This is a genomic window from Streptomyces sp. ASQP_92, from assembly GCF_025399895.1.
Classification (GTDB): Bacteria; Actinomycetota; Actinomycetes; order Streptomycetales; family Streptomycetaceae; genus Streptomyces.
The window spans coordinates 1-22,507 of record NZ_JAODUA010000027.1; the positions used below are offsets into that span (position 1 = coordinate 1).

The following is a 22,507-nucleotide window of genomic DNA, read 5'->3' on the forward strand; positions in this document are numbered from 1 at the left end:
GCCGTGACACAGGGCAAAGTGCCGTGGAGCTCGGGCGACACCAACGCAAAGCCCCCTGCCATAGCCGAAACCAGCAAACGTCACGACGCGGCAACCAGCGGTTAACGCCTCCTACCTGGGATACGAGGTAGGCCGGTGCCCACCCCCCCTGGGCGTGCGCTGGCCGACGGGCATCTCGTGATCGTCTGGCCCGGCGCTGGCATCGACTGCTCAGCGCGCGCGGGGAGCAGCTCAACCGCCTCGATGTCGCGGTCCTGCGTGCGTGGAACAGAATTACCCCGTGCTCTCGGCTTTCGAGGAGTCGGGTCCATCCCCGCGCACGGGGAGCTGAGGGACCTGGGGCTGGATGGAGCACTGGGCGGGGGGCCATCCCGGCGCGTGCACGGACAGACCCTCAAAGCATGATGGGTCCCGCAACGGCCGCTTCCTGCTCCCTGCGTATGCGGGGATCGATCGGGGCCGCCGCGTCGTCCGGGACCACTACGGCGGGCTCGAGAACGCGCGGCGGGACAGCGCGCGCGTCGCAGCGGTTTGCCGCTCTACCGCCTCCGCGACGGCCGGGTCCACCTGGGGCGGCTGGGCGGCGCCCTTTGAAGACGTCGAACTGAGCGAGGACGCTGCCGGGACGGGGTCTGTCGAAGGCTGTTCACGAGTAGGCCTGGGCTGGGGGATTGGACGGCCGCACAGATCGTTATCCGGGAGCGTGCTCATCGCTCCCCGTGATTGAGGCGGGCGGGTGCGGCCAGGACGGTGTGGATGATGGTCTGGTCATATCCCTTGTGAAGGCATAGGCAACCCCAACACCCTTGCCCCGTAGTCCAGTTGACAGGATGATCGGCATCCGTCAGGGCCAAGTCGCCCATCCGGAAACGTGAATGGGGAAGTGCTGTGGGCCGATACACCGGATCTGTGGTCGCGGGTCTCCTCGGTGCGCTGGTCGTCTTCGGGGGGTTCGCAGTCCCCTGGGACGGTGACATCGACCGCTGCGAGGGAAAGGTGATGCAAGAGGGCGACACCTGCCGCAACCTGCAGACCGGCGAGTCATACGACTACGACGACATCGAAGGCCGCGTCGACGACCACCGCCAGAAGATGCAACTGGGCGCCCTGGGCATCGGCTCCGTGCTGCTTATCGGGGCGGCCGTCGCCGCGGCCTCCGCCTCTCGAGAGGTGACCCGGGTCCGGACGGGCGCCGCCCGGACCTGCCCCGAGCCGGACGACGTCGGCCCCCAGGAACTCCATGTCCCGCTGCAGTCCCGTACCAGCGTGACCCTGCACGCCCACGCGCTGAAATACGTCGACAAGAACAAGGCCGTGCACTGGGTGCAATGGGACCAGATCACCCAACTCAGCTCCAGGGTATTCACCGACGGTAAGTGGAACGGCTTCGTCATCCTGGAGCTGCGCATCACCGGCCGCCGCGATCCCCTGACCATCTCAGGCCGTCCCGCCGACCCCGCCTTCCTGGACGCCATCACCACGGCTGCCGTCCGCGCCAAGGTCCAGGACGTACTCGACACACTCGACCGCACCGGCGAATACGCCCTTGAGCACAGCCGCAACCTGCGCCTCACCGACCGCGGCTTCCTCCGTACGAAGGACGGCACCACCACCGAGCTCCCCTGGTCAGCTCTCACCGCCTTCGAAAAGGCTCCCGTCGACACGATCCACCTCAAACGCGGCAACGAGAACTGGGACCTCATCGGCGGCACCACCGCCGTCCGAGGCCACGGCGGCACCCTCAGCATCGCCAACACCGCCGCCCTCCAAGTCGCCCAACGCCTATGGAACAACTCCCGCACTCCCTGATCCCCCGGCCTTACGTGCCTCCCTGCGGCGGCCGCGTCATCGATCTGCTCTTCACCGACCTGTACGACTACGGAACCGACGGCGGCTGCGCCCGGCGATGGTGGACGAACTCCACACCGACGACCACCGCCGCTACGTCGTCTCCCTCCAGCGCGGCTGGAGGTTCGCGGACGGAACCCCGGTCACCGCACACTGCGCAGAGGGCGGGGACCGCTGTCCCGAACGGCAGGCCTCGGCAGGTGGCGCCCGCCCGATCGCCACACACTCACCGTCGAGGACCAGGCGGTGGAGCTAGGCCGCGCTCTGGCCTGCGACCACTCCGAACACCACCAGCGGGCAATAGGTCCGGAAGGGCCGAACGACGGGGAAGACAACTGCTGCAAGGTACAACCCGAGGTGGCCACGAACACGATCGCGGCCAACACCTCCCGGTCGCCAACTACCTGAGCGGACTGCAAGCCCTCAGGTGACAGCCGCTCTTGGTGGGGGAGTGGTGCGTAAGTTTGCTGGTGCTGCGTAGACGGGTTCCTGACGGCGTGCTGGTGCGGCTTTCTCCGCTTACGACGGGCGCATGGCCGGAGCCGGCCCCCAGTGCAGCCCCGCCGGGGGTCTCCTCCCGCGGGAGGAGAGCGGTCCGGGACGCAGGTCCCGGATGGGGGGTGGGCGGGACCGGGGTCCTCGTCCCCTTGGGCGATGTGGCCTGCCGGGCTGGGTTTCTAGCCTCGGGGCATGCGATCACACGAAGTGGATGATGCTCACCAAGCCCCCGTGACCACTGCTGTCAGTCCCGGCGCACGCCGTGTCCTGGCCGTGGGTCTCGCTCTCGCCGCCTGTTTTACGTCTTCGCCTGTCCTGGCCGCGGCCGCCGGCCCCGGAGCCCCGGACAGGGTTGGGGCGGGGCTGGACCGGTATTACCGTCAGCACCTCGACTGGGGCAGTTGCATCAAGGGCCCCGACGACACCACGGGCCGCGATCTGGACCGGGCGGGCGTGCAGTGCGCGGACGTGACGGTGCCCCTGGACTACGCAGATGCCCGGGGACGCACGATCACCGTGGCGGTCTCCCGGCTCAAGGCCACGGACACACGCCACCGCATCGGTGCAATCCTCCTCAACAACGGCGGTCCGGGCGGTCCCGCGCTCCAGTCCCCGCCGCAGGCGCGTGCGTCGATGAAGGAGGTCGGCGCGCGCTACGACATCGTCGGCTTCGACCCGCGCTTCATCGGGCGCAGCACCGCGCTGGACTGCGGTCTGCCCGTCGGTATGACGTGGCTGTCCGCCGGCAGCAGCCGGGCGGGCTTCGACCGCCAGGTCGCGCTGCAGAAAAGCCTGGCCGACAAGTGCCGGGCCACCGACGCCGCGGTGCTCCCGCACATCACCACCCGCAACACCGCCCGCGACATGGACGTCATCCGCGGCACGCTCGGCGAGCGGAAGATCTCCTTCCTGGGTTACTCGTACGGCACCTACCTGGGCACCGTCTACACGCAGATGTTCCCCGGCCGCCAGGACCGGATGGTGCTGGACGGCGCGATCAACCCGAGCGACTACCGCCCTCGGCTGCTGAAGGGCACCGAGCCCGAGAACGAGAAGGCACTGTCCGACTGGGCCAAGTGGGCCGCGGAACACCACGGCACCTATGGCCTCGGCCGCAGCCGCGCCGAGGTGCTCACCACCGTCGACCGCATCGTCGCGGCGGCCGCGCGCGGTCCGCTGACCATCGGTGTCGGCGCCGATGCCTTCCGGATCGACGACAGCCAGGTGCCGCTCCTGCTCTTCTCAGGCATCGCGGACGACACTGCCCCGGCGCGGGCGTCGTTCGGCGAGCTGCTGTCCGTACTGGCCAAAGCCGCGGAGGGCCGGCCGACGACGGTGCCGCCGGCCCTCGTCCCGGAGCTGCGGTACGTGCTGCGCGGTGAGGGCGAGCCCACCGGCGCGCAGTCCGCCGTCATCTGCGGGGACGTGGCCGCCGCGCGCGACCCCGAGCTCTACTGGCGGGACATCGAGCGCAACCGCACCGCGCACCCCCTGTTCGGCGCTCTGACCAACAACATCAACCCGTGCGCCTTCTGGGACTCCCCGCGCGAAGAGCCCACCCGGGTGCGGCGCGACGCCCCTGCACTGATCGTCGCCGCGACCGGCGACCCGCGAACGACCTACAAGGGAAGCGTCGAACTGCACAAGCAACTGCCCAGCTCCAGGCTGGTCACCCTCGCGGGCGCCAACCGGCACGCCCTCTTCGGGCGCTACGGCAACGCGTGCGTGGACGACGAGGTCAACCGGTACCTGGCCACCGGCAAGCTGCCGGCGAGGGACCGGACCTGCGTCAAGCAGGCGGGGTAGCGGCCCGCAGGCCGTAACCCCAGGTTCTGGACACCGGAGAGACCTGGATCTTGATGGTCCAGGAGAGCGGAGTCCCTGGGGGACGAGGCACTGTCCCGCCGCGTTCACGGCGGCCGCGGCCGCGCTGCACTCCGCTCATGCATCGCGCCCAGTTCACGCACCCACAGTCTGCACCGGCAAGGCTCCCTCCCATAGCCACACCGGTGACCGGCCCCTCCACCAGTCACGGCAAGCACCGTTGCCGTACTAGCCGCGGGGGCCGGTGTACAGGACGGCGAACAACCCCCGCGCGCTCGTACCGTCCGGCATGTGCCAGGCACCGGCGACGTGGCCGGTCGCGTGCGGCGGCAGGAGGGACGTGTCGTCCGGGGCGGGGCGCAGGACCCGGTTCAGGCGGAGGGTGGTGCCGTGCGGTGAGGTCAGTTCGGTGCCCTCTCGGTCGTCGGTCGCCGTGGTAGTGAAGTCCGCGGGGACAAAGCCGTCACCGGTGTAGGAGCGGGTGATCTCCCGGTCGGGGACGTCGCTGGTGTTCTGGTCCTGGGCCTGGATCCGGCCCTCGATCAGGGCATGCAACTGGGCGGTCAGCACCGGGTCGTGGCAGCCGTCGTAGGCCCAGCGCCGCCCCAGTACCCCGTGCTCCATGGTGCCGACGAGGGCGTGCTCCGCCCCGTCGAGCGGGGCACCCCGGTAGGTGAGCGGCACCAGGTAGGCGACCGGTTGAGCGCCGCAGGTGTCGGTGACCACCACGAACTCGATCCCGACCTCACCCTGCGGGTCATCCAGCCGGAAGCCGCCTGCCTTGGCCAGTTCCGGTGCGCCCGCACCGCCGGCGTACCAGGGCCGAGAGGGAAGCCAGGAGGTGAGCAGTTCCAGCTTGGTCGGCTTGAGGACGGTGTGGTGGATGACGGCCATGCCGGGCTTCTCTTCCGTTGGGCGGATGCGATCGGATGCGATCTTCACACCTTCCCATCCGCACGGCGCCGGTCAAGCGGGTTTCATCCGGTGGGGTCCGCTGATGAGATGCACGAGGTGTGCCCGCCCTGAACGCCGTTGCGGAAGATCCTTATCGGGCAGGCCGGAGTGGCGTTTTACCTGCTGTTTCACCCTGCCCAGGCGAGGTTGCCACGGTGGCGACGGCTTGGACGGCGAGGTGGACGCCGTCGCGTGCTCGCCGTGCACCGGGCGTCCGCCCCGCCACTCCGGGTGGACCCGCCACACTGATCTCCCGGTTCCGACAAGGCAGCCATTCGACCACGGACCCAAGTATCTGCCCGGTGTCCTCCAGCTCCGGAACACCCCCGGGCACGCGGGAGTCTGCCGGGGCTCATGGATTGAGCCTGTCATGGGGGAGTGACAGACCCACGCACAGCGCTGAGGCGGACTCAACCGTCGTTGCGGGGGCCGGGGATCGCCCAATAGTCGAACCCGGACACCTGGTTCTCCGGAACGCGGCGTGTCCGAGGGTCCCGATGCGGCCCCCGCATCCGTCCAACCTCAATGGCAGGACGTTCTGACGTCGCCGTCCGACACAAGATCGTTCTTACGGGATTCCCTGTATGCCAACTGCTCGCACCCCGCAACGTCCCACCTGGGCGCGCTACTTCCTTCGTCTGCGGATCAAGCCAGTCACAACGAAGACTGTCGCGACCAGAAAGACGACCACGAACGCCACCTGCCCCCACACCGGAAGCGCCGTGGGATGGCTGTTCACCGCGGCCAGCTGCGAATTCATCATGTGCGTACTGTTCCCGCAAACCCACGCCCCAGACGGGCCGGAAACCGACGCACCGCTACCGGATCCCACCCCCGCCCGGAGCTCTAGTTGTGCTCCAACGTTGGGTCGCGGACCTGCGACGCAACCCCCGCGATCCTCGATGGCCCCTCGCTCCTCGGCCTCGGATGATCACAAACCGGACGCAACGCGACTACGCCGAGGCCCTGGCATGCAGCGGCGTAAATGATCGTGGAGCAGGGGGAGTCGACGGGGATCCGCGACGAGGTAACGGCTCTGCTCGCTGTCCGCGTACTTGCCGAGTCGGCAGCGGCTACAGAACGCGCAAGTGATGGGTCCCATTCATAGGGAGGCGCTCCTCTGGCCCGTGGCGTAGCGGGTGCTCAGGTTTCGGTGAAAAGAGGCAAGGTTCAGTGCGACAGGGTCAGGAGACCCGAGCAGTCAACTGTGCTGCGATCCCACTTCGTTGGCAATCGGTGCAGGCTCGATGTCAGTGGAGTGCGCGTGCGGTTTGCGGGCCCGTCATGACTCCGGATCGTGGCACAAACCATTCCCGGAAAATGCCTGGGTTCACTTGTGAGTGAGAGTGAGTTGGGACGGTGAGTCCGCGATCCGGACTCTCCCCGTTCCTGTCGGCAGGTCGGACCCAGGTGTCATCAAACCGGCTCGTCAGCCGTCATCGGATCTGATTGGATCTGTGCCTTCGTGAAGCCCCGGAATGTAGGGGTTCACCGGACACATGAGGCCTCTGTCATCATTCGTCACGTTTGCCTACCGGTGAGGGGCTATAAGAACCGTGGCGTGCGGTAACTGGCACCGGTGGGAGTGGTGTCGGTCAGGTGCGGGAGCGGGGTGTGGCTGAGGTGGGCTGGTCGGTGGCGGCCCAGGAGGCGAGCAGGCGCAGTGCCTCGTCGGAGGGTGAGGCGGGTTCGGCGGTGTAGATGGTGAGGGTGAGGCCGGGTTCGGCGGCCATCTCGAGTCCCTCGTAGGCGAGGGTCATCTCGCCGACGGCGTGGTGGTGGAAGCGTTTGGTGCCGGTGCCGTGGTGGCGGACGTTGTGGGCGCCCCAGCGGGTGCGGAAGTCGTCGCTGCGGGTGGAGAGTTCGCCGACGAGGTCGTGCAGGCCCTTGTCGTGGGGGTTGCGTCCGGCTTCGGTGCGCAGGATCGACACGGCGACGTCGGCGGCCTGGTCCCAGTCGGGGTAGAAGCGCCGTGAGGAGGGGTCGAGGAAGTTGAAGCGGGCCAGGTTGGCCTGGTTGTGGGGCGTGGCGTAGACGTCGTCGTAGAAGGCGCGGGCGAGCTGGTTGGTGGCGAGGATGTCCATGCGGCCGTTGCGGACGAAGGCCGGGCCGGCGGTGACGGCGTCCAGGACCCATTGCAGGCTGCGGTGCGCTTTCCACTGAGGGGTACGCCGCCGGGGGCGGGTGAGGGCCTCGGAGCCGTCGGCGGTCTGTGCCAGGTTCATGAGGTGAGCGCGTTCGGCGTCGTCGAGCTGGAGAGCGCGTGCGACGGCTTCGAGGACGGCCGGGGAGACTCCGGCGAGGTGGCCGCGTTCCAGCTTGGCGTAGTACTCCACGCTCACATCGGCGAGCGCGGCGACCTCGCTGCGGCGCAGGCCGGGCACGCGCCGACGGCTGCCTGCGGGTAGTCCTGCCTGCTCGGGGTTGATCTTCGCGCGCCGCGAGGTGAGGAACTCGCGGACTTCTGCCTGGTTGTCCACGCCTTCGACGGTACGTCCTGCCCGCGTTCATAGGGATGTACTGGCAGTACACCCCTTGATGGTGTCTCGCTACGGGCGCGAGGACGGGGTTACCTGGATGACGTGGTGCTTTCCGCCCGTCCCATAACGACGGGCGTGCACCCCGCTCTGTACACGGCGACGGTCCCGGCCATCTGGCGGTCGTACGCCTCGGCACGCAAAGGAAGTCCTGCTCATGCGCGGCGCAGTGATCCATGCTCCCGGCGATGTCCGGTTCGAGGCCATGGACGACCCCAAGATCATTCATCCCACCGACGCGGTCATCCGGACGGCCGTGACCTGTGTGTGCGGCTCGGACCTGTGGCCCTACCGTGGCGCGGAGCCGATCGGCGACCCCCACCCGATGGGCCACGAGTACGTCGGCTTCGTGGAGGAGGTCGGCTCCGAGGTCACCTCGGTGAAGCCGGGCCAGTTCGTCGTCGGCTCCTTCGCGACCTCGGACAACACCTGCGTGAACTGCCGCAACGGCTTCCAGTCGAACTGCGTGCACCGCGAGTTCATGTCGACCTGCCAGGCCGAGTACGTGCGCATCCCCAACGCCCAGGGCACTCTGGTCGCCACCGGCGAGGTGCCGGATGAGGGGTTCTGGCCAGGCCTGCTGGCCGTGTCCGACGTGATGGGTACCGGCTGGTGGGCCGCCGACGCCGCCGAGGTCAGGCCCGGCTCGACCGCCGTGGTCGTCGGCGACGGCGCGGTCGGCCTGTGCGGAGTGATCGCCGCGAAGGAGCGGGGAGCGCAGCGGATCATCGCCATGTCCCGGCACGAGAGCCGCCAGAAGCTCGCCCGGGAATTCGGCGCCACCGACATCGTCACCGAGCGCGGCGAGGAGGGCGTCGAACGGATCAAGGAACTGACCGGCGGGATCGGCGCGGACAGCGTGCTGGAGTGCGTCGGCACCGCCGAGGCCATGCGGCAGGCCCTGCACGCGGCCCGGCCCGGCGGCAACGTCGGCTTCGTCGGCGTCCCCCACGAGGTTGCGATCGACGGGCAGGAGCTGTTCTTCTCCCACGTCGGCCTGCGGGGCGGCCCCGCCCCCGTGCGCCGCTACCTCCCCGACCTCATCGACCTGGTTCTCACTCGCCGGATCGACCCGGGCAAGGTCTTCGACCAGATCCTGCCCCTGGACCAGGTCGCCGAGGGCTACAGGGCGATGGACGAGCGCCGCACCATCAAGACCCTCCTCAAGCCCTGACCCTCCCACCGCCCGAAGGAGCAACCGTGCAGATCACCCGCAGCTCGATCGACACCGCCAAGGGGCCGGCCGACTGGTTCACCGGCGACGTCTACATCGATGCCGTCGCCGCCGCTCCGGCCCCGTCCCGCGTCACCGCGAACCTGGTCCACTTCATGCCCGGCGCCCGTACCCGCTGGCACCGCCATCCACTGGGGCAGACCGTCTTCGTCACCGAAGGGGTCGGCCTGTGCCAGCGCCGGGGCGGACCGGTGGAGGTCATCCGGCCCGGTGACCGCGTGCTGTTTGAGGCCGAGGAGGAGCACTGGCACGGTGCCGCACCGAACCGGCTGATGGTCCACCTGGCCATCAACGAGGGCGACGACGACCACGACGTCGTGCACTGGCTGGACCCCGTCACCGACGAGGAGTACCACGCCGCCCCGGCCACCGCCTGAACGAGGAGGAACATCGTGACCACCTTCGCCCTCATCGGCGCCGGCCCCGGCCTTGGCCTGGCAGTTGCCCGCCGCTTCGGGACCGCCGGCCACCGCGTCGCCCTCATCTCACGCACCGCCCAGCACCAGGAGGCCCTGGCCGCCGAGCTGGCCCGGGACGACGTCCACGCCCGCGGGTTCACCGCCGACGTCCTCGACCCCGCCTCCCTCACCGCGGCTCTGCACGAAGCCGCCGACACGCTGGGTCCCGTCGAGGTCCTCCAGTTCAGCCCCGTACCCCGCGGCGACTTCATGAAGCCGGTCCTCGACACGACTGCCGCCGACCTGGACGACCCGGTGGCCTTCTCCGTGAAGGGCCCGGTGACCTGCGTGAACGCCGTCCTGCCCGGAATGCGGGAGCTGGGCCGGGGCACGCTGCTGTTCGTCAACGGCGGCAGCGCCGTACGCCCGAACCCGAAGGTGGCCGGTACCTCGATCGCGTTCGCCGCCGAGAGCGCCTACGCGGCGATGCTCCACGACGCGCTCGCGCCCGAGAACATCCACGTCGCACAGCTGATCGTTCCCGGTGCGATCCGCCCGGACGCTCAGCACTCCAGCCCCGACGCACTGGCCGAACGGCTGTACGGCATCCACACCGAACGCGGCACCTTCCGGCATTACGCCGAACCCATGCCCACCTGATCACTCCGGGACGCCCCTCGTGAACTACGCAGTTCGCCGCCGTCTGGTCCGCGTCGCTCCGGCAGCCTCCCTACTGCTGGCCGTGACCGCCTGCTCCAGCAATGCGCAGGAAGCCACCTCGGCCGCCTCGTCCTCCGTCGTCGCGTCTTCCGCTTCCGCGCCCCCGGGTCAGCAGGAGACGTCGGCCACCACCTCGCCATCCACCTCCGAGAGGAGCACTGTCATGGGTATCCGGGTCACCCTCGACGGCCACCCGGTCGAGGCCACCATGAACAACAGCCCCGCCGCCCGCGACTTCACCGACCTGCTCCCGCTCACCCTGGACCTGAAGGACTTCCACAGCACGGAACGGGTCGCCGACCTGCCGCGCAAGCTGGACACCTCCGGCGCCCCCGAACCGGCCGCGGCCAAGGTCGGCGACATCGCCTACTACGCGCCCTGGGGCAACCTGGCCCTCTTCTACCAGGATGGGCCCGCCCCCTCCGCCGACCTGCTCCTCCTCGGCCACCTCGACGTCGACGCCGACCAGCTCGGCCGGGCGACGCGCATCACCATCGAAGCCGCTTCCTGACCCCTGACCCTGGGCGAACGCCCAAGTCCCCTCCCCACACCCGCAACCCGTGCCGGATCGTGGCCCAGTGAACTACCCGGCCCGCGTACCCGACGGCACCACCGCATCAGTGCCCCCGCGGCACTGACCCACTCCCCGGGGCTCCTTCCTCGACGGCCCACCTTCCGATGGGACAACACACGTGAGCACCACCTACGACTTCCACGACAGGACCGCGTTCGTCACCGGCGCCGCCTCCGGTATCGGCCGCGCCACCGCCCTCGCCTTCGCCCGCGCGGGCGCACGGGTCGCCCTCGCCGACCTGTCCGCCGACGGCCTGCGCGAGACCACCCGCCTCATCGAGGCAGACGGTGGCGAAGCCCTCGCCCTCACCTGCGACGTCACCAGCGAGGAAGACGTCCAGGCCGCGGTCGAGCGGACCGTCGAACGCTTCGGGAGCCTGGACGCGGCCTTCAACAACGCCGGTGTCGAGCAGCCCGTCCAGCCGGCCGCCGACACCGCCAAGGAGGACTGGGACCGCATCCTAGGCGTCAGCCTCACCGGAGCGTTCCTGTGCACCCGCGTCCAGATCCGGCAGATGCTCCGGCAGGACGGCGGCGGCGCGATCGTCAACGTCTCCTCCGGCGCCGGCGTCAAGGGCTTCAAGGGCCAGGCCGCCTACGCCGCCGCCAAGCACGGGATCATCGGCGTCACCCGCTCCGCCGCGCTCGACCACGCCGCACAGGGCATCCGCGTCAACGCCGTCTGCCCCGGCATCATCGACACCGAGATGATCCGCCGCTTCGGCGACACCCGGCCCGGCGGACGCGAAGGACTCATCACCGACGAACCCGTCGGTCGTCTCGGCAAACCCGAGGAGGTCGCCTCCGCCGTGCTCTGGCTGTGCTCTACCGACGCCGCCTTCACCACCGGCGCCGCCCTCGTCGTCGACGGCGGCCAGACCGTCTGACCCGACCGGCACCCCCGTATGACAAGCCCCCGTCGGAACCCCGTACTCCGGCGAACCCCATGTGAGGAGCCGTCCCCATGAACCCCGCCTACGACTTCACCGGACAGGTCGCCTTCGTCACCGGCGCCTCCTCCGGCATGGGTCTGGCCGCCGCGCGTGCCTTCGCCGAAGCAGGCGCCGCCGTAGGCCTCGCCGACATCAACGAGAGCGCGGTCACCGCCGCGGCCCGGGACCTCACCGACGCCGGACACCAGGTTCTCGCCCTGGTCTGCGACGTCTCCGACGAGGACCAGGTCGCCGCCGCCGTCGACCGCACCGTCGAGACCTTCGGACGGCTCGACATGGCCTACAACAACGCCGGGATCATGCCCCCGCCCACCGACGCCGCCGACGAGAGCGCCGAGCAGTTCGACCGCGTCCAGGACATCAACCTGCGCGGCGTCTGGGCCGCCATGAAACACGAACTGCGCCACATGCGTGCCCAGGGCCACGGTGCGATCGTCAACTGCTCTTCCCTCGGCGGCCTCGTCGGCAACCCCGGCCGCGCTGCCTACCACGCCTCCAAGCACGGCGTGATCGGCCTCACCAAGAGCGCAGCCCTCGAATACGGTTCCCGCGGTATCCGGGTCAACGCGGTGTGCCCCGGCACCATTGCCACCCCCATGGTCGACGCCATGCTCGCAGGCGGCGAACTCGACAGCGACCAGGCCGCAGCCGGCCAGGCCATTCCGCGGCTCGGGACCGCCGAGGAGATCGCCCAGGCCGTCCTGTGGCTGTCCAGCCCCGGCGCCGGGTACGTCACCGGCATCGCCCTGCCCGTCGACGGCGGTTACACCGCACAGTAGGCAGCCGCGGACGGCAGGCGTTCACTGAGGTGGCCTGGCGCCAGGGTTCCCCCCGGCCGATGCGTTCGCACCTCCCGGTCGTGCGGGTGCGTCCGGCCGGGGGCAGGGCTCGCCGCCTGGCTCAGGCCGCCGCCACCACCGAACCCGGCTGCGGGGACGGGGTGTTACCCGAGGCCACGTTGCCGAGAGAGTGGCCCGAAGGCGCCCGCGCCCTCGTCCGGCATCTTCATACCGTGTTGGGCTGGAAGGGGGTGACCGTCGACCCCGAAGCGTCCAACATCCACGCCATCCGAGCCTGGGCAAAGGCGGGATTCCGCCCTGTGAGGCAGCAGGGGAGTCAACTACTCATGGAATGCCTGCCCGTCCCTGACGGCGCGCTGGCGGACGACGAGAGCTTTCCGCCCGTCGCCTGAACAGGGGCGGGCCCCCTGGCCGCGCCTCGTCTGGCTCGGTGTCCTCAGCGCCACCCGGGGCAGGCAGGCACGCCTTTCCTGGTGAGCGCCGCAGTGCCTGTTCTTGAGTGACGGCCGTGTCGGCGGTGGCGCCACGAGGACGTGTCCGTCAATGGCATTGACTGGGTTCTTGACGAAGAAAGAGCGAGGAAGGGTGTACGCACGTACAAGTGGCCGTCGGTGGGGACGTCGATCCCGGTGACACGCAGGCCGCGAGGGACGACGAAGCCGTTCTCCACCCTCCTCGCCGGGTGTCCAGAGCTGTTCGACGATGTGCCGGGTGCGGTCGTCGCCCTCGCTGGTCTCGATCTCGTACGGGGCCGTGGTGGTCATGCGCTCGCTCCGTTGCTGGTTTCGGTCGCCTTGAGGACGTGCGGCAGATGGACGTGCAGGTGTCGATGTCGACCTGGCGGCCTCGGGCGCGAAGAAGTCGGGTCGCCCACGGGTGAGATTCCCCCGGGCGACCCAACTTCTGAGGGGATGCGGCCTGCCTCACTCTGTACGGGCCGAAGCCGTCAGACGTTGCATGTGCGGTGGTGAAGGCTCCCATGCCGAACACTGTCCGTGTCACGACCGCGGCTGGCAGATGTTCCCGCAGCCGGGGTCCGGCGCCTGCGTCACACGTCATGCGGTCTCGGCAGGAGGCTGTGCTCAGTACCGCAAGTACAGCCAGACCAACAGCAGGCCGAAGAGCGCGAACGCGCCGGTGATCGTGATGCCGAACAGATGGCCGAACAAGGGGGACCAGGCTCCGCCGGAGCCCATGACCGTCGCGGAGCGTTTGGGGTCTTCCGGGCGGTACCGGATCGTCAGTGAGTCGCCCTCGGCGAGCAGCAGGACGTCTTCCTCGAATTCCAGGTATTGGCCCTCAAGGGTGGTGAAGCCGTGCACGTGGTGCCATTGGGTGCCGTTGTCGCTGCTGTCCGTGGAGTAGCGGCGCACGCAGCGGCCTTCCACGGCTATGCCGCCGAACACCGAACGCAGCCGGTTCACCAACTGCCACGACAGATAGGCGCATCCTGTACCGGCCAGGGCTATGAGTAGGACCCCCGTGATGAGCATCCTGACAGAATATCCACCCGCGGTCCGGGCGCACTCGACGTCAAGCTGACGTCCCGCGCAGACTGGGGAGCTCCCCGCGCCGAGGTAATCGGGCCGAGGCAGGGGCGTTGCAGACCAGTCGTGTTGGGGTGTCTGTATGCCCTTCGCCGGAGCCACCGCCGGAGTGGACGGCGGGCTGGGACGAACTCGACGAAAGGGACGAGTGCCGTCCTGGCTGGCTCGAAGTCCGCCTGCTGGTAAGCGAGTTGATGCCCACGGCACGGGAGGCCACCCGGGAGCGAATGGCCGAGCAGAGCGCGAGTGTGTGCTCCTCGGCCTCGATGGGGGCGAGGGGGACTTCACAACACTCTGGACTACCCGGATCGCCGCCTGGCTGGCAGGCGCGATCTTCGACGCCCTGAGCCGCAGCCCAGACCCGGCCGCCGTGGCCCCCTGGTCGATGGACCTCGCCAAGCAGTACGCGCGGCGAGGCATGGCCGTCGCAGAAGCGACTGCCTTCCTGCGGCGCATCGAGGACTGGGACTGCAGAAGAACGGCCCCGTCTCGCATGAGGTGGTGACGCAGAGTGGCGCAGGTCCTTGATATGAGCGTGGAGAGTCTCAACTAGCTGGTGGTGACGGTGTTTTCGGGGGTATCCCCGCTGATCATCGAGGATGTGCTCGACGAGGGCGAGCACGTGGTCGTGAGGGCACGGACTCCGGAAATGACCGCGGTCTGCCCGGTGTGCGGGGCGTTGTCGCGGCGGGTGCACGGTTATCACTGGCGGACGGTCGCTGACCTGCCGGTCGACGGTCGGAGGGCCGTCGTCCGTGTCCGGGTACGGTGTCTGGTGTGTCCTACCCGCGGCTGCCGCCGCACTTTTCGCGAGCATCTGCCCGGGGGGGCTGGAGCGATATCAGCGACGCACAACCCGCCTGAACAGGCAGATCAAGGCCGTGGTCAAAGAGTTGCGGGCCGTGCGGGATCGCGTCTGCTTGCGATACTCGCCATGGCCTGTCGCGTCACACGGCCCTGCGCACCGTGCTCCGCACTGCACTGCCCGCCGGGCGGGTGCCCCGCGTGATCGGTGTCGACGATTTCGCCCTACGCCGGCGGCACCGCTACGCCACCGTCGTGGTCGACGCAGAAACGCATGTGCGGATTGACGTACTGCCCGACCGCACGGCCGACACGCTGGAAGCGTGGCTGCGCGGGCATCCGGGCGTCGAGCTCGTATGCGGCGGCGGCTCCGCGACCTACGCCGAGGTCACCCGCCGGCCCTGCCCGACGCAGTGCAGGTCGCCGACCGCTGGCATGTGTGGCACAGCCTCTGAGAAACCGCCCTGAGCGAGGTCAAGGCACACAGCACCTGCTGGGCCGCCGTGCTGGACACTCCAATTTTTGCAGGACCTCGAGCCCAGACCACCGTCGAACCCTGGCACCAGGTCCACGTCCTCCTCCAGCAGCACGTGGCTGCTCGAATGCGCCCGCCGACTGCGACTGTCCCTGAACACCGTCAAACGCTACGCCCACGCCGACCGACCCCGAACGCATCCTCCGTCCCCAAATACCGCGCCAGTCTCGTCGATCCCGACCACGAGCACCTGCGCAGACGCCGGGCTGACGGGCAGGATCGCCTCTGTGGTGGCCGCCAGCCAGGTCAGCGACTCCGGCTCGCCCATCGCGCCGAGCTTGTCTACGCTCAGCCGGGCACGTCCCCGCTCTCGGGAACGACGATCTCCACCTTCGCGTCGGCGCCGGCTTCCTGAAAGCGGTCGGCTATCTGCCGCCACGCTGCATCCAGCCCGCGTGTGAGCTGGGCCAGATGCTCGGTTGCGTCCTCGGTCAGGGACAGGTCCCCAGCCCGTCCGGGCCCGTGGCCTCCCACCGCAGCCCGTCCAGCAGCCTCCCACCGCAGCCCGTCCAGCAGCCTCGCGCGCGGGTCCGCCCACCGGTTCGAGGGGGTCGCGACGATGTCGCGCGGTTTCAGCACGTGGTGCGGCTGCTCCAACGCGCACACCACGTACGCGTCCCGGTCGACGGAGCCCCGGGGCAGCTTGGCGTTGGAGCCACCCGCCCGGCGCCACATCGTGGGCACCAGGTCAGCCTCGACCCTGCGGGGCAGTAGCGGCCGGTCCTTGACCCGACGGCGCGAGAGCGCCGGCAGGCGGCGCACCGTTGAGGATGCGCCGCCCGGCGAGGGCGGCGTCCAGTGCCTTCGACTCGCCCAGCAGGGACAGGAACGGGCGCACAGTGTTATAGCGCAGGCCGAGTTTCTCGCGCACCGCGGCGTCGGCCGCCTCTTCGCCCTCGGGCACCAGTGCCTCCACCGTCACGACGGCCCCGGCCACGGACTTCTTGACACCCTGCCCGATCACGTCAAAGCAATGGTGTGGAACGTCCTGGACGCCGCGGCCGGCGAACTGTGGGTCTATCGGCAGTGGAATGCCGACGACCTCGAGGGCGGTGACGCCCGTCGGCCCCCTTGGCCAACTCTCCCTCACCTACAGGGTGAACCACTTCCTGGGCCGCCTGTCCGTCCTCGCCGTAAACTGGATCGGATAGCCACCTGTGACAAGTTGGGGCGCTCCAGTCACAGTCGAAACGCCCGGCTGGCCAAGTGGCGTAGCCCTCGTCGCGGTCGTTGACCGAGCTGCCTGGATCCGCCTGAGCAGGCCAACAGGCTGTCGAGGGCATCGAGAACGGGCTGCACCTTGTGCTCAACGTCCAGGGGCCGGACGGTGGGGCTGGCACGCACAGCCAGGAAATGGGCCTCCAGCTCCAGGAAGAGCCCGCCGTACTGGGCACCGGCCTGTTCGCTGTGGTCGGAGCCCCAGGACGACGCGACGAATGCCGCGTAGTCCTCCGGATCCCGCAGGTCCCAGATCGACCGCTGCTCCGCACCATCTCGCAACGCAGCGTCCCGGGCCCGACGCTCACGCTCTGCCATGATCCTCAGAGGTTCACCCAACGGGTGCCCGGGCGGGCCCAAAGTCGGTCCGAACTCCTCAGCCATCCGTACGCGGACTTCACCTACCAACAGCGCGAGAACAGTGCGCACCTTCCGCTGGCGGCGCCGGTTGAGGTGCCAGGCGGAGTCGACCACGGTGAGCGTGAAGTCCCCCACGTCCAGCGGCGCCAGATCCGGCGGCGGCCAGCCGGTTCCGCCGTGCGCGTAGTGCTGATGAGCGCCGGCCACTTCCTGACGCATCGTCCGGACTGTCACCCGGATCTCGGCCTCGGCCGTGGCTCGCTGCTTCCCGATCTCCTGGCGGCGCGCGACGATCATCGCCAGGAGAACCCCGAAGACGACGGTCGTGATTGCCGCGGTAGGTATGACCTGCATGACTGTGGTCCACATCGACTGCGCTTCAATCACGGGCCCCCGCCTCCCCCTACCCGCCGACCGGGTAACGATGATCAGCCGCGAGCAGCGCTGATACTCACGCGCTGCGGTGCCCCCGCTTTCGTGTCCTGCCCAGGGGGCGAAGAACCAGCCCTGATGGTGGTGAAACGAAGCGGCCCCAGCCGATAGACGGATCCTCAGGAGAAGCTGCCGATGCCGAAATAGCCAACTCCAGCGCTCAGTCAGCAGACAACGCCCCTGACCCCGGCATCGTAACTGGCTGTCTCCGATCGTGGCCACGGCCGTATCCACCGGTAGCCAACGCGTTGCCGCCCGGTAGTCACGAGCGGCCGCGGCACCGAGCTGGACCTCGCTGCGGCACTCGTGGCAGTCAGGCAAGCGGCTCGCCGGGCCTCGGTGGCAACGTCGACGGGGTCGGCCAGGCGCTCGAAGGACAGGTCGTAGTCCTGCATGTCGCTCCAGATGCCCGGCTGCTGCTCCCGGAGTAGCTCAGGGAACTCCAGCAGTAGCCGCTCCAGGTCGTGCCGCCCAACCCGCAGGGTGGCGCTCGCGTCGTCGTACACGTCGTTGGAGGTGATCTTGACGGGCATCGCACTGCTCCTTGTCCACGCACTATGGGCCGAGTGTGCCGCGAACGCGCGGCCCGAGTGGCCGTATCCACCAGTTACCACCCGGGTAGCAGCGCGTATCCGCCGCTCGCAGTCGTCACCCGGTGCCGCAGCGCCGGGTAGCCTGCCGGGGACTGATCCGGCCCCGGGGTGGCGAGTGGCGATGCGGTTTCCACAGTTCGACGAGCGCGGCACGCCGACGACGACCGAGGTGGAGGCGCTGCTATCGCTGAACGCGGCGTTCCTGACCCTCGCGCTACGAGTGGCAGACGGCATGCGCCATGTGGGACTGCCTCCTCAACGCCAGCGCCATCACCGGACTCCGCACAGCGCAGACGGCGTTCCTGTTCTTGGAGGACGCCGTCGACGAGGTTGCGAACGGTGCGGCCGCGTACGAGTGGCAGGTGCCGTGGACCGCCAGGCGGTACGGGGCCGCCGCGCTCGTCCTGGGCGTGGCCGTGCTGCAGCGCGTCGCGGAGGCGAATCCGCCCCTGATGGCCACGGCGGGAGATGAGCTCTGTCAGGAGCCGACCCTGGGACGGCTGCTCGAAGCCCTGTCGGTCCCGGTGGCTGACCTCCTGCCCGAGCGCGCGCACCGCAGTGGCATCCCGAACGGCCGCGAGGACACAGCGCGTCCGTGGGCCAAGGTGCGCGACGGCGTGGACGATGGGATGGACCTGGTCCTGGAGTTCTCCGCCGACGAGGACGCGGCGCACCTGCGGACCAAGGACGAAGCCGCCGGCTGCCTGCTGACTCAGCACGGTCCGCCCCACACCGACCCGGTGTACGAAGGCGTCCTGGAGCCGCCGCTCCGGCTGGCTGAGGAAGTGCCCTCCTGCGACATCACTCGGATCATCGCGAAGGGCCGACCCCGTCGCGCTTCAGGTCTGCGGTGGCGTCGCGCCGGGGAGCTGCCCGGCGAAGTCCCACCATCTGGTTCGCCGAGCGACGTCGTTCGCACCGTCGGCTGCTGGGTCAATCCGGCAGATTCGATGTCGTGCTCGCGGGGTGGCCACAGATCACATACACCAGCCGCCACAGAACCCATCCGGTCGCTGGAACTGCGGCCAAGGCGAAGAGCCACAGGACGGTGACTACGACGAGCCGAGTTCCCCCGAGCTGACCGTTGCCGTAGAAGTACATGGCTGACCAGATGACGGCGGCGCTGGCGACAGCGGGGAAGGCCAGCCACAGCCCCGTCAACCGTACGGCCTTCTGGCCGCGGTGCTGGCTCGCCCTGTCACCCAACCATGGTTCCCAGCCCAGGCCCCCTGGGACTCGCGGGCTGAGTTCGGTCGCGATGTATTGCGCGGCAAGGAAGGAGAAGTGCAGTTGAGCGGCATACCGAGTACCCAAGAGATAGGAACTGAAGGGGATGATCACCAACAGCCCCAGTCTGCTGGGGGAAGCCGCTGCGAAGCCGAAGACGGCGGCGGCTGTGGTGAGTTGCAGCCCTAGAAGAGCATGAGACGCGGTGCTGCGCCGCTCAATCTCTTGACGCAGAGCGGTGAACTCTGCCAGTGGACCTTCGTGCCCGGAAGACGATGTACCCCCCATGGCTGGAGTCTCCTCCTCTCTGGGGGACAGAGGAACCCACTTGCTCAGTTTTATGCCTGCCAGGGTTGCTGAGACAGCACTCGGTATTCACCCGCCCAGGCCCGCCTTACCAGAGACGTCCGGCATCCCAATATCTAAACTGGACTGGTCGCCGCAGGTCAAAGCCCGGCTCTAGAGGCAGATCATTTGCGACGGGACAGCGAGCATCACATCCGGGGCGTCACGTCCCCTCACCTCGCCCGTGGTCAGGCTCTTCTCGGCCAGCGAGATGGCCATCTCGTCGACGCCGGTCAGGCGCTTCTGCCTCTTCTTGACGATCTTCGGTTCGAAGGAGCCGTCACGGTCGCGGGGCATGGTGATTTCCACCGGACCGACATCGGTCAGGACCGTCTTGGAGCGTCTGCCGTTGCGGGAGTTGCCGCCGTTCTTCCCGGCCGCATCGTGCTTGTCTTAGCCGAGGTGGTCGGTGAGCTCGCCTTCCAGGGCGGACTCCAGCAGCCGCTTGGTCAGCAGCTGCAGCAGCCCGCCCTCGCCGGTCAGCTGCAGTCCCTCTGCCTGAGCCCGGCCGACCAACTCGTCGATCAACTGGTCGTCCACGGCCTTCGTCGATGAAGCCTTCGTGGGCTCGACGGCTTCGGACGCAGACACGTTCTCACTGGTCATCGATGCATCTTCCATGATCGGGAGTTACACCGAACGTCTTACAGTCTCTCTACGGGCTCGGCGTCATGAGGATGAAACTGTCCTGCGGCGTCGAGGTTTGGGGGCGTGCAGTTCGACCACCGCCCCCCGGTCCGGCGTGACCAGCGCAGGGCTTCCCGCTCCCAGCGCTCGAGCACGCTCACGTTGTCCAGGCTGCCGAAGCCGCTGGTGCCCACGAAGCCCGGCCGACCGGACCGTACGGAGCGGTCCAGCCACAGCCGGGAGACGAGGAAGGGGGGAGCGGTTCTCAGCCGGGCGACGCGCTGGTGCCAAGGAGCGTCGGCGATCGCCGGACTGTCCGTGGCGAGTGCTTGGAGACCGCTCGTGTCCAAGGCCAGGACGGCGGCGTCGAACCTTCGGTCAAGGCCGTGCGCGGTGACACGGAAACCCTCGCCGTGCGGGGCGGCGGGTTCGACGGGGGCGGAGCACCGTACGTTGGCGGGCGCCGATCTCAGACGACCTTCTCCAGCAGCAGCTTCGCGGCCACCGTCGCGCCGTCGGTGTGGATGGTGTCGGCCACAGCGGCTGCCCGAGCCCGGGTCTCGGGAGTCAGCGCGACACCGAGCGCGGCCGACAGGGACTCGGAGGTCGGGTTCGGGCCGTCGTGTGCCGCGCCGATCCCGAGGTCGGCCACGCGCCCTGCCCAGTACGGCTGGTCCGCCATCTGGGGTACGACCACCTGAGGCACACCGGCCCGGGCCGCCGTGGTCGTGGTGCCCGCGCCGCCGTGGTGGACGACGGCAGCGACACGCGGGAACAGAGCGTGGTGGTTGACCTCGCCGACGGCGAAGCAGTCGTCCTGGTCATCGGTCACGGCCAGGTCGGCCCAACCGCGGGAGAGGAGCACCCGGCGGCCCTGCGCCCGCACCGCTTCGACGGCCGCCCGGGCCACCTCGTCCGCGTCGCGCATGGGAATGCTGCCGAACCCCACGTACACCGGCGGTTCGCCGGCGCGGAGGAACGCCTCGACGTCGGCGGGCAACGGACGGTCGTCCGTCCGGAACCACGCGCCGGTCTGCACCACGTCGAGGTCCGCCGGCTCCTGCCACGGACTGAGGACCGGGTCGGTGGCCAGCCAGGGGCGGTCGGTGAGGACGTAGTCGCGGAAGTGGCCGACCGGGGCCAGACCGATCGACTCCCGGTGGGTGTTGAGACCGGTCCCGAACAGCACGTTCATGGTCTCGGTGTCCAGGTCCCACAGTATTCGGTTGTCGGTCACACCGGGCGGGAACGGTCGGCCCGGCCGCTCGAACGGCGGGTGGTGCGGCGAGGGCAGGTAGGCGGGGAAATAGGCGACGAACACGTACGGGAGGCCCAGGAACTCGGCTGCCGTCCTGGCGCCGGCCGCGGCGGGGAGCAGACCGGTCGCCACGACCACGTCGCATCCCTCGGCGGCGGTCACCACCGCCTCGTATGTCGTGGCGGTCATCGCCGCCGCGCGTGCGGGCAGCCCCTCGGCGGGAGCCTTCGTCTTCCCGGTGAGTACCCCCTTGACGAAGGGGCGCACCGGCTCGCCGATCGGCACCAGCGGCAAGCCGACGGAGTCGAACAGCTCCGCGAAGTCCGGAGGCGTGCACATCCGCACCTCCACTCCGAGCTCCCGTAGCTGCACGGCAACCGCTACGAGCGGTTCGACGTCTCCGCGCGACCCGTAGGCCATCAGCAGCACGCGCATGTAAGTCTCATTTCATGGGTTTCCAGGCTCGGCCTGGCGGGGGCCGGCCTAGCTGTCAGCGGCAGCGACCAACGCAGGTCAGGTGGCGCAAGGCGACTCGCTGCCCACAGGGGATGTGAGTGCACATCAGATTGCGCCAACAGGACGGCCTGGCCTCGTCGTTCAGGGTTACCTGGGCGATTCTGCGGCAACCCCGGGGCCTTGCCGCAAGCCCCCCTGTGCGTTGTATCTTGATCATGGAAAGGGCGCGCTGGGATCCTCCTCATGTGCCTCCCAGCGTGAACCAGGGGGAGGTACTCGTCCCTCACTACGCTGCTCACCGGACTGCGTACCGAGGTTCGACGCTGAGTGAAGTGAGTACGCCTCGGCGCTGTGATCCGCCGCAGTCTCCGGACGCAACCAATCCAGCGCATGGTCGGCAGCGTCGGGGCCGGACGACCTCAGCGGTGATCAGTGCCTGGACCGAGCCGCAAGGCGCGTCCTTGGACCGACTTGGTCAGGCCCAGCGGTTCGGGTGCGTTCTGCATGGTCCGGACCACGGTGTGCGGGCGGGTGAGCCGGGAGAGGACGGGTCTGGCGAGGCGCCAGGGGGATGTCGACGAGGTTGATCTCGTACCCGTCACGGCACCAGCCCTCGTACGACTCCCTCGTCTTCGGGATCCTTCCGGATCTGCGCGCCGCGGCGATGCGGGACGGCCAGTTCACGGAGACCGGACCCCTGCCGCTCTCGACGATCCGGCCCCCGGCGTCCCCACCCACTGCGGCACCGCAAGCTGACGTTGGTTGA

The 22,507-nt window shown here is 69.1% G+C and carries 17 protein-coding genes and 5 pseudogenes; 11 read left to right on the forward strand and 11 right to left on the reverse strand.

Annotation, left to right across the window (positions count from 1 at the left end; genetic code table 11):
- Positions 1 to 909 precede the first annotated feature (909 nt).
- Entirely contained in the window at positions 910 to 1,809 is a 900-nt protein-coding gene (locus N4G70_RS33500; protein WP_261716552.1) for a hypothetical protein, read from the forward strand.
- A 270-nt stretch (positions 1,810 to 2,079) separates the two neighbouring features.
- On the opposite strand, the pseudogene N4G70_RS33505 reads toward N4G70_RS33500, so the two are convergent.
- Positions 2,080 to 2,246: pseudogene (locus N4G70_RS33505) on the reverse strand (IS5/IS1182 family transposase); the annotation flags it as partial.
- A 292-nt stretch (positions 2,247 to 2,538) separates the two neighbouring features.
- Between N4G70_RS33505 and N4G70_RS33510 the strand changes: the two are divergent.
- A complete protein-coding gene (locus N4G70_RS33510; protein WP_399037752.1) occupies positions 2,539 to 4,152 on the forward strand; it encodes an alpha/beta hydrolase in 1,614 nt (537 codons plus the stop codon).
- A 246-nt stretch (positions 4,153 to 4,398) separates the two neighbouring features.
- Here N4G70_RS33510 and N4G70_RS33515 read toward each other — a convergent pair whose 3' ends face one another.
- Together N4G70_RS33515 and N4G70_RS33520 are read right to left on the reverse strand one after the other, a co-directional pair.
- Positions 4,399 to 5,064 (reverse strand): maltokinase N-terminal cap-like domain-containing protein, encoded by a 666-nt coding sequence (locus N4G70_RS33515; RefSeq protein ID WP_261716554.1) that lies wholly within the window; start codon positions 5,062 to 5,064, stop codon positions 4,399 to 4,401.
- 1,655 nt (positions 5,065 to 6,719) lie between these two features.
- Positions 6,720 to 7,604, reverse strand: a complete 885-nt coding sequence (locus tag N4G70_RS33520) for a helix-turn-helix transcriptional regulator (RefSeq protein WP_261716555.1) — start codon at positions 7,602 to 7,604, stop codon at positions 6,720 to 6,722.
- Between the two features lie 214 nt (positions 7,605 to 7,818).
- Between N4G70_RS33520 and N4G70_RS33525 the strand changes: the two genes are divergently transcribed.
- The 7 genes and pseudogenes from N4G70_RS33525 to N4G70_RS33555 all read left to right on the forward strand — a co-directional run.
- On the forward strand, positions 7,819 to 8,835 hold the full coding sequence (locus N4G70_RS33525; protein ID WP_261716556.1) for a zinc-dependent alcohol dehydrogenase family protein: 1,017 nt from the start codon (positions 7,819 to 7,821) through the stop codon (positions 8,833 to 8,835).
- A 26-nt stretch (positions 8,836 to 8,861) separates the two neighbouring features.
- Complete coding sequence (locus N4G70_RS33530; RefSeq protein ID WP_261716557.1) at positions 8,862 to 9,272, forward strand: cupin domain-containing protein; 411 nt, start codon at positions 8,862 to 8,864, stop codon at positions 9,270 to 9,272.
- Positions 9,273 to 9,287: 15 nt separating this feature from the next.
- Positions 9,288 to 9,953, forward strand: a complete 666-nt coding sequence (locus tag N4G70_RS33535) for an SDR family NAD(P)-dependent oxidoreductase (protein WP_261716558.1) — start codon at positions 9,288 to 9,290, stop codon at positions 9,951 to 9,953.
- 223 nt (positions 9,954 to 10,176) lie between these two features.
- Positions 10,177 to 10,524, forward strand: coding sequence for a cyclophilin-like fold protein (locus N4G70_RS37225; RefSeq protein ID WP_399037758.1), 348 nt, complete (start codon positions 10,177 to 10,179; stop codon positions 10,522 to 10,524).
- Between the two features lie 181 nt (positions 10,525 to 10,705).
- The gene (locus N4G70_RS33545) at positions 10,706 to 11,473 is read left to right on the forward strand and encodes an SDR family oxidoreductase (RefSeq protein ID WP_261716560.1); all 768 of its coding nucleotides are present in this window, start codon (positions 10,706 to 10,708) and stop codon (positions 11,471 to 11,473) included.
- 77 nt (positions 11,474 to 11,550) lie between these two features.
- Positions 11,551 to 12,318, forward strand: coding sequence for an SDR family NAD(P)-dependent oxidoreductase (locus tag N4G70_RS33550; RefSeq protein WP_261716561.1), 768 nt, complete (start codon positions 11,551 to 11,553; stop codon positions 12,316 to 12,318).
- Positions 12,319 to 12,323: 5 nt separating this feature from the next.
- Positions 12,324 to 12,530: pseudogene (locus N4G70_RS33555) on the forward strand (IS701 family transposase); the annotation flags it as partial.
- Between the two features lie 891 nt (positions 12,531 to 13,421).
- On the opposite strand, the gene N4G70_RS33560 reads toward N4G70_RS33555, so the two are convergent.
- Positions 13,422 to 13,832: a DUF3592 domain-containing protein gene (locus tag N4G70_RS33560; protein WP_261716562.1), complete on the reverse strand. Its 411-nt coding sequence runs from the start codon at positions 13,830 to 13,832 to the stop codon at positions 13,422 to 13,424.
- 607 nt (positions 13,833 to 14,439) lie between these two features.
- Here N4G70_RS33560 and N4G70_RS33565 point away from each other — a divergent pair.
- Positions 14,440 to 15,436 (forward strand): annotated as a pseudogene (locus N4G70_RS33565) (ISL3 family transposase); the annotation flags it as partial.
- A gap of 77 nt (positions 15,437 to 15,513) precedes the next feature.
- Here N4G70_RS33565 and N4G70_RS33570 read toward each other — a convergent pair.
- The 4 genes from N4G70_RS33570 to N4G70_RS33585 all read right to left on the reverse strand — a co-directional run bounded on the left by N4G70_RS33570 (position 15,514) and on the right by N4G70_RS33585 (position 17,768).
- Positions 15,514 to 15,909: a hypothetical protein gene (locus N4G70_RS33570; RefSeq protein ID WP_261716563.1), complete on the reverse strand. Its 396-nt coding sequence runs from the start codon at positions 15,907 to 15,909 to the stop codon at positions 15,514 to 15,516.
- A 4-nt stretch (positions 15,910 to 15,913) separates the two neighbouring features.
- Complete coding sequence (locus tag N4G70_RS33575; RefSeq protein ID WP_261716564.1) at positions 15,914 to 16,189, reverse strand: hypothetical protein; 276 nt, start codon at positions 16,187 to 16,189, stop codon at positions 15,914 to 15,916.
- Positions 16,190 to 16,404: 215 nt separating this feature from the next.
- Positions 16,405 to 17,190: a hypothetical protein gene (locus N4G70_RS33580; protein ID WP_261716565.1), complete on the reverse strand. Its 786-nt coding sequence runs from the start codon at positions 17,188 to 17,190 to the stop codon at positions 16,405 to 16,407.
- 209 nt (positions 17,191 to 17,399) lie between these two features.
- Positions 17,400 to 17,768 carry a hypothetical protein gene (locus tag N4G70_RS33585; RefSeq protein ID WP_261716566.1) on the reverse strand — a complete coding sequence of 123 codons (369 nt, stop codon included), beginning with the start codon at positions 17,766 to 17,768 and terminating at the stop codon, positions 17,400 to 17,402.
- A gap of 299 nt (positions 17,769 to 18,067) precedes the next feature.
- On the opposite strand from N4G70_RS33585, the gene N4G70_RS33590 reads away from it, so the two are divergent.
- Positions 18,068 to 18,880 (forward strand): hypothetical protein, encoded by an 813-nt coding sequence (locus tag N4G70_RS33590; protein ID WP_261716567.1) that lies wholly within the window; start codon positions 18,068 to 18,070, stop codon positions 18,878 to 18,880.
- A 694-nt stretch (positions 18,881 to 19,574) separates the two neighbouring features.
- On the opposite strand, the pseudogene N4G70_RS33595 reads toward N4G70_RS33590, so the two are convergent.
- From N4G70_RS33595 to N4G70_RS33605, 3 genes and pseudogenes are all read right to left on the reverse strand, one after another.
- Positions 19,575 to 20,006, reverse strand: a pseudogene (locus tag N4G70_RS33595) (transposase); the annotation flags it as partial.
- Positions 20,007 to 20,108: 102 nt separating this feature from the next.
- Positions 20,109 to 20,479: pseudogene (locus tag N4G70_RS33600) on the reverse strand (isorenieratene synthase); the annotation flags it as partial.
- A gap of 17 nt (positions 20,480 to 20,496) precedes the next feature.
- On the reverse strand, positions 20,497 to 21,720 hold the full coding sequence (locus N4G70_RS33605; RefSeq protein WP_261716568.1) for a glycosyltransferase: 1,224 nt from the start codon (positions 21,718 to 21,720) through the stop codon (positions 20,497 to 20,499).
- Between the last annotated feature and the right edge of the window lie 787 nt (positions 21,721 to 22,507).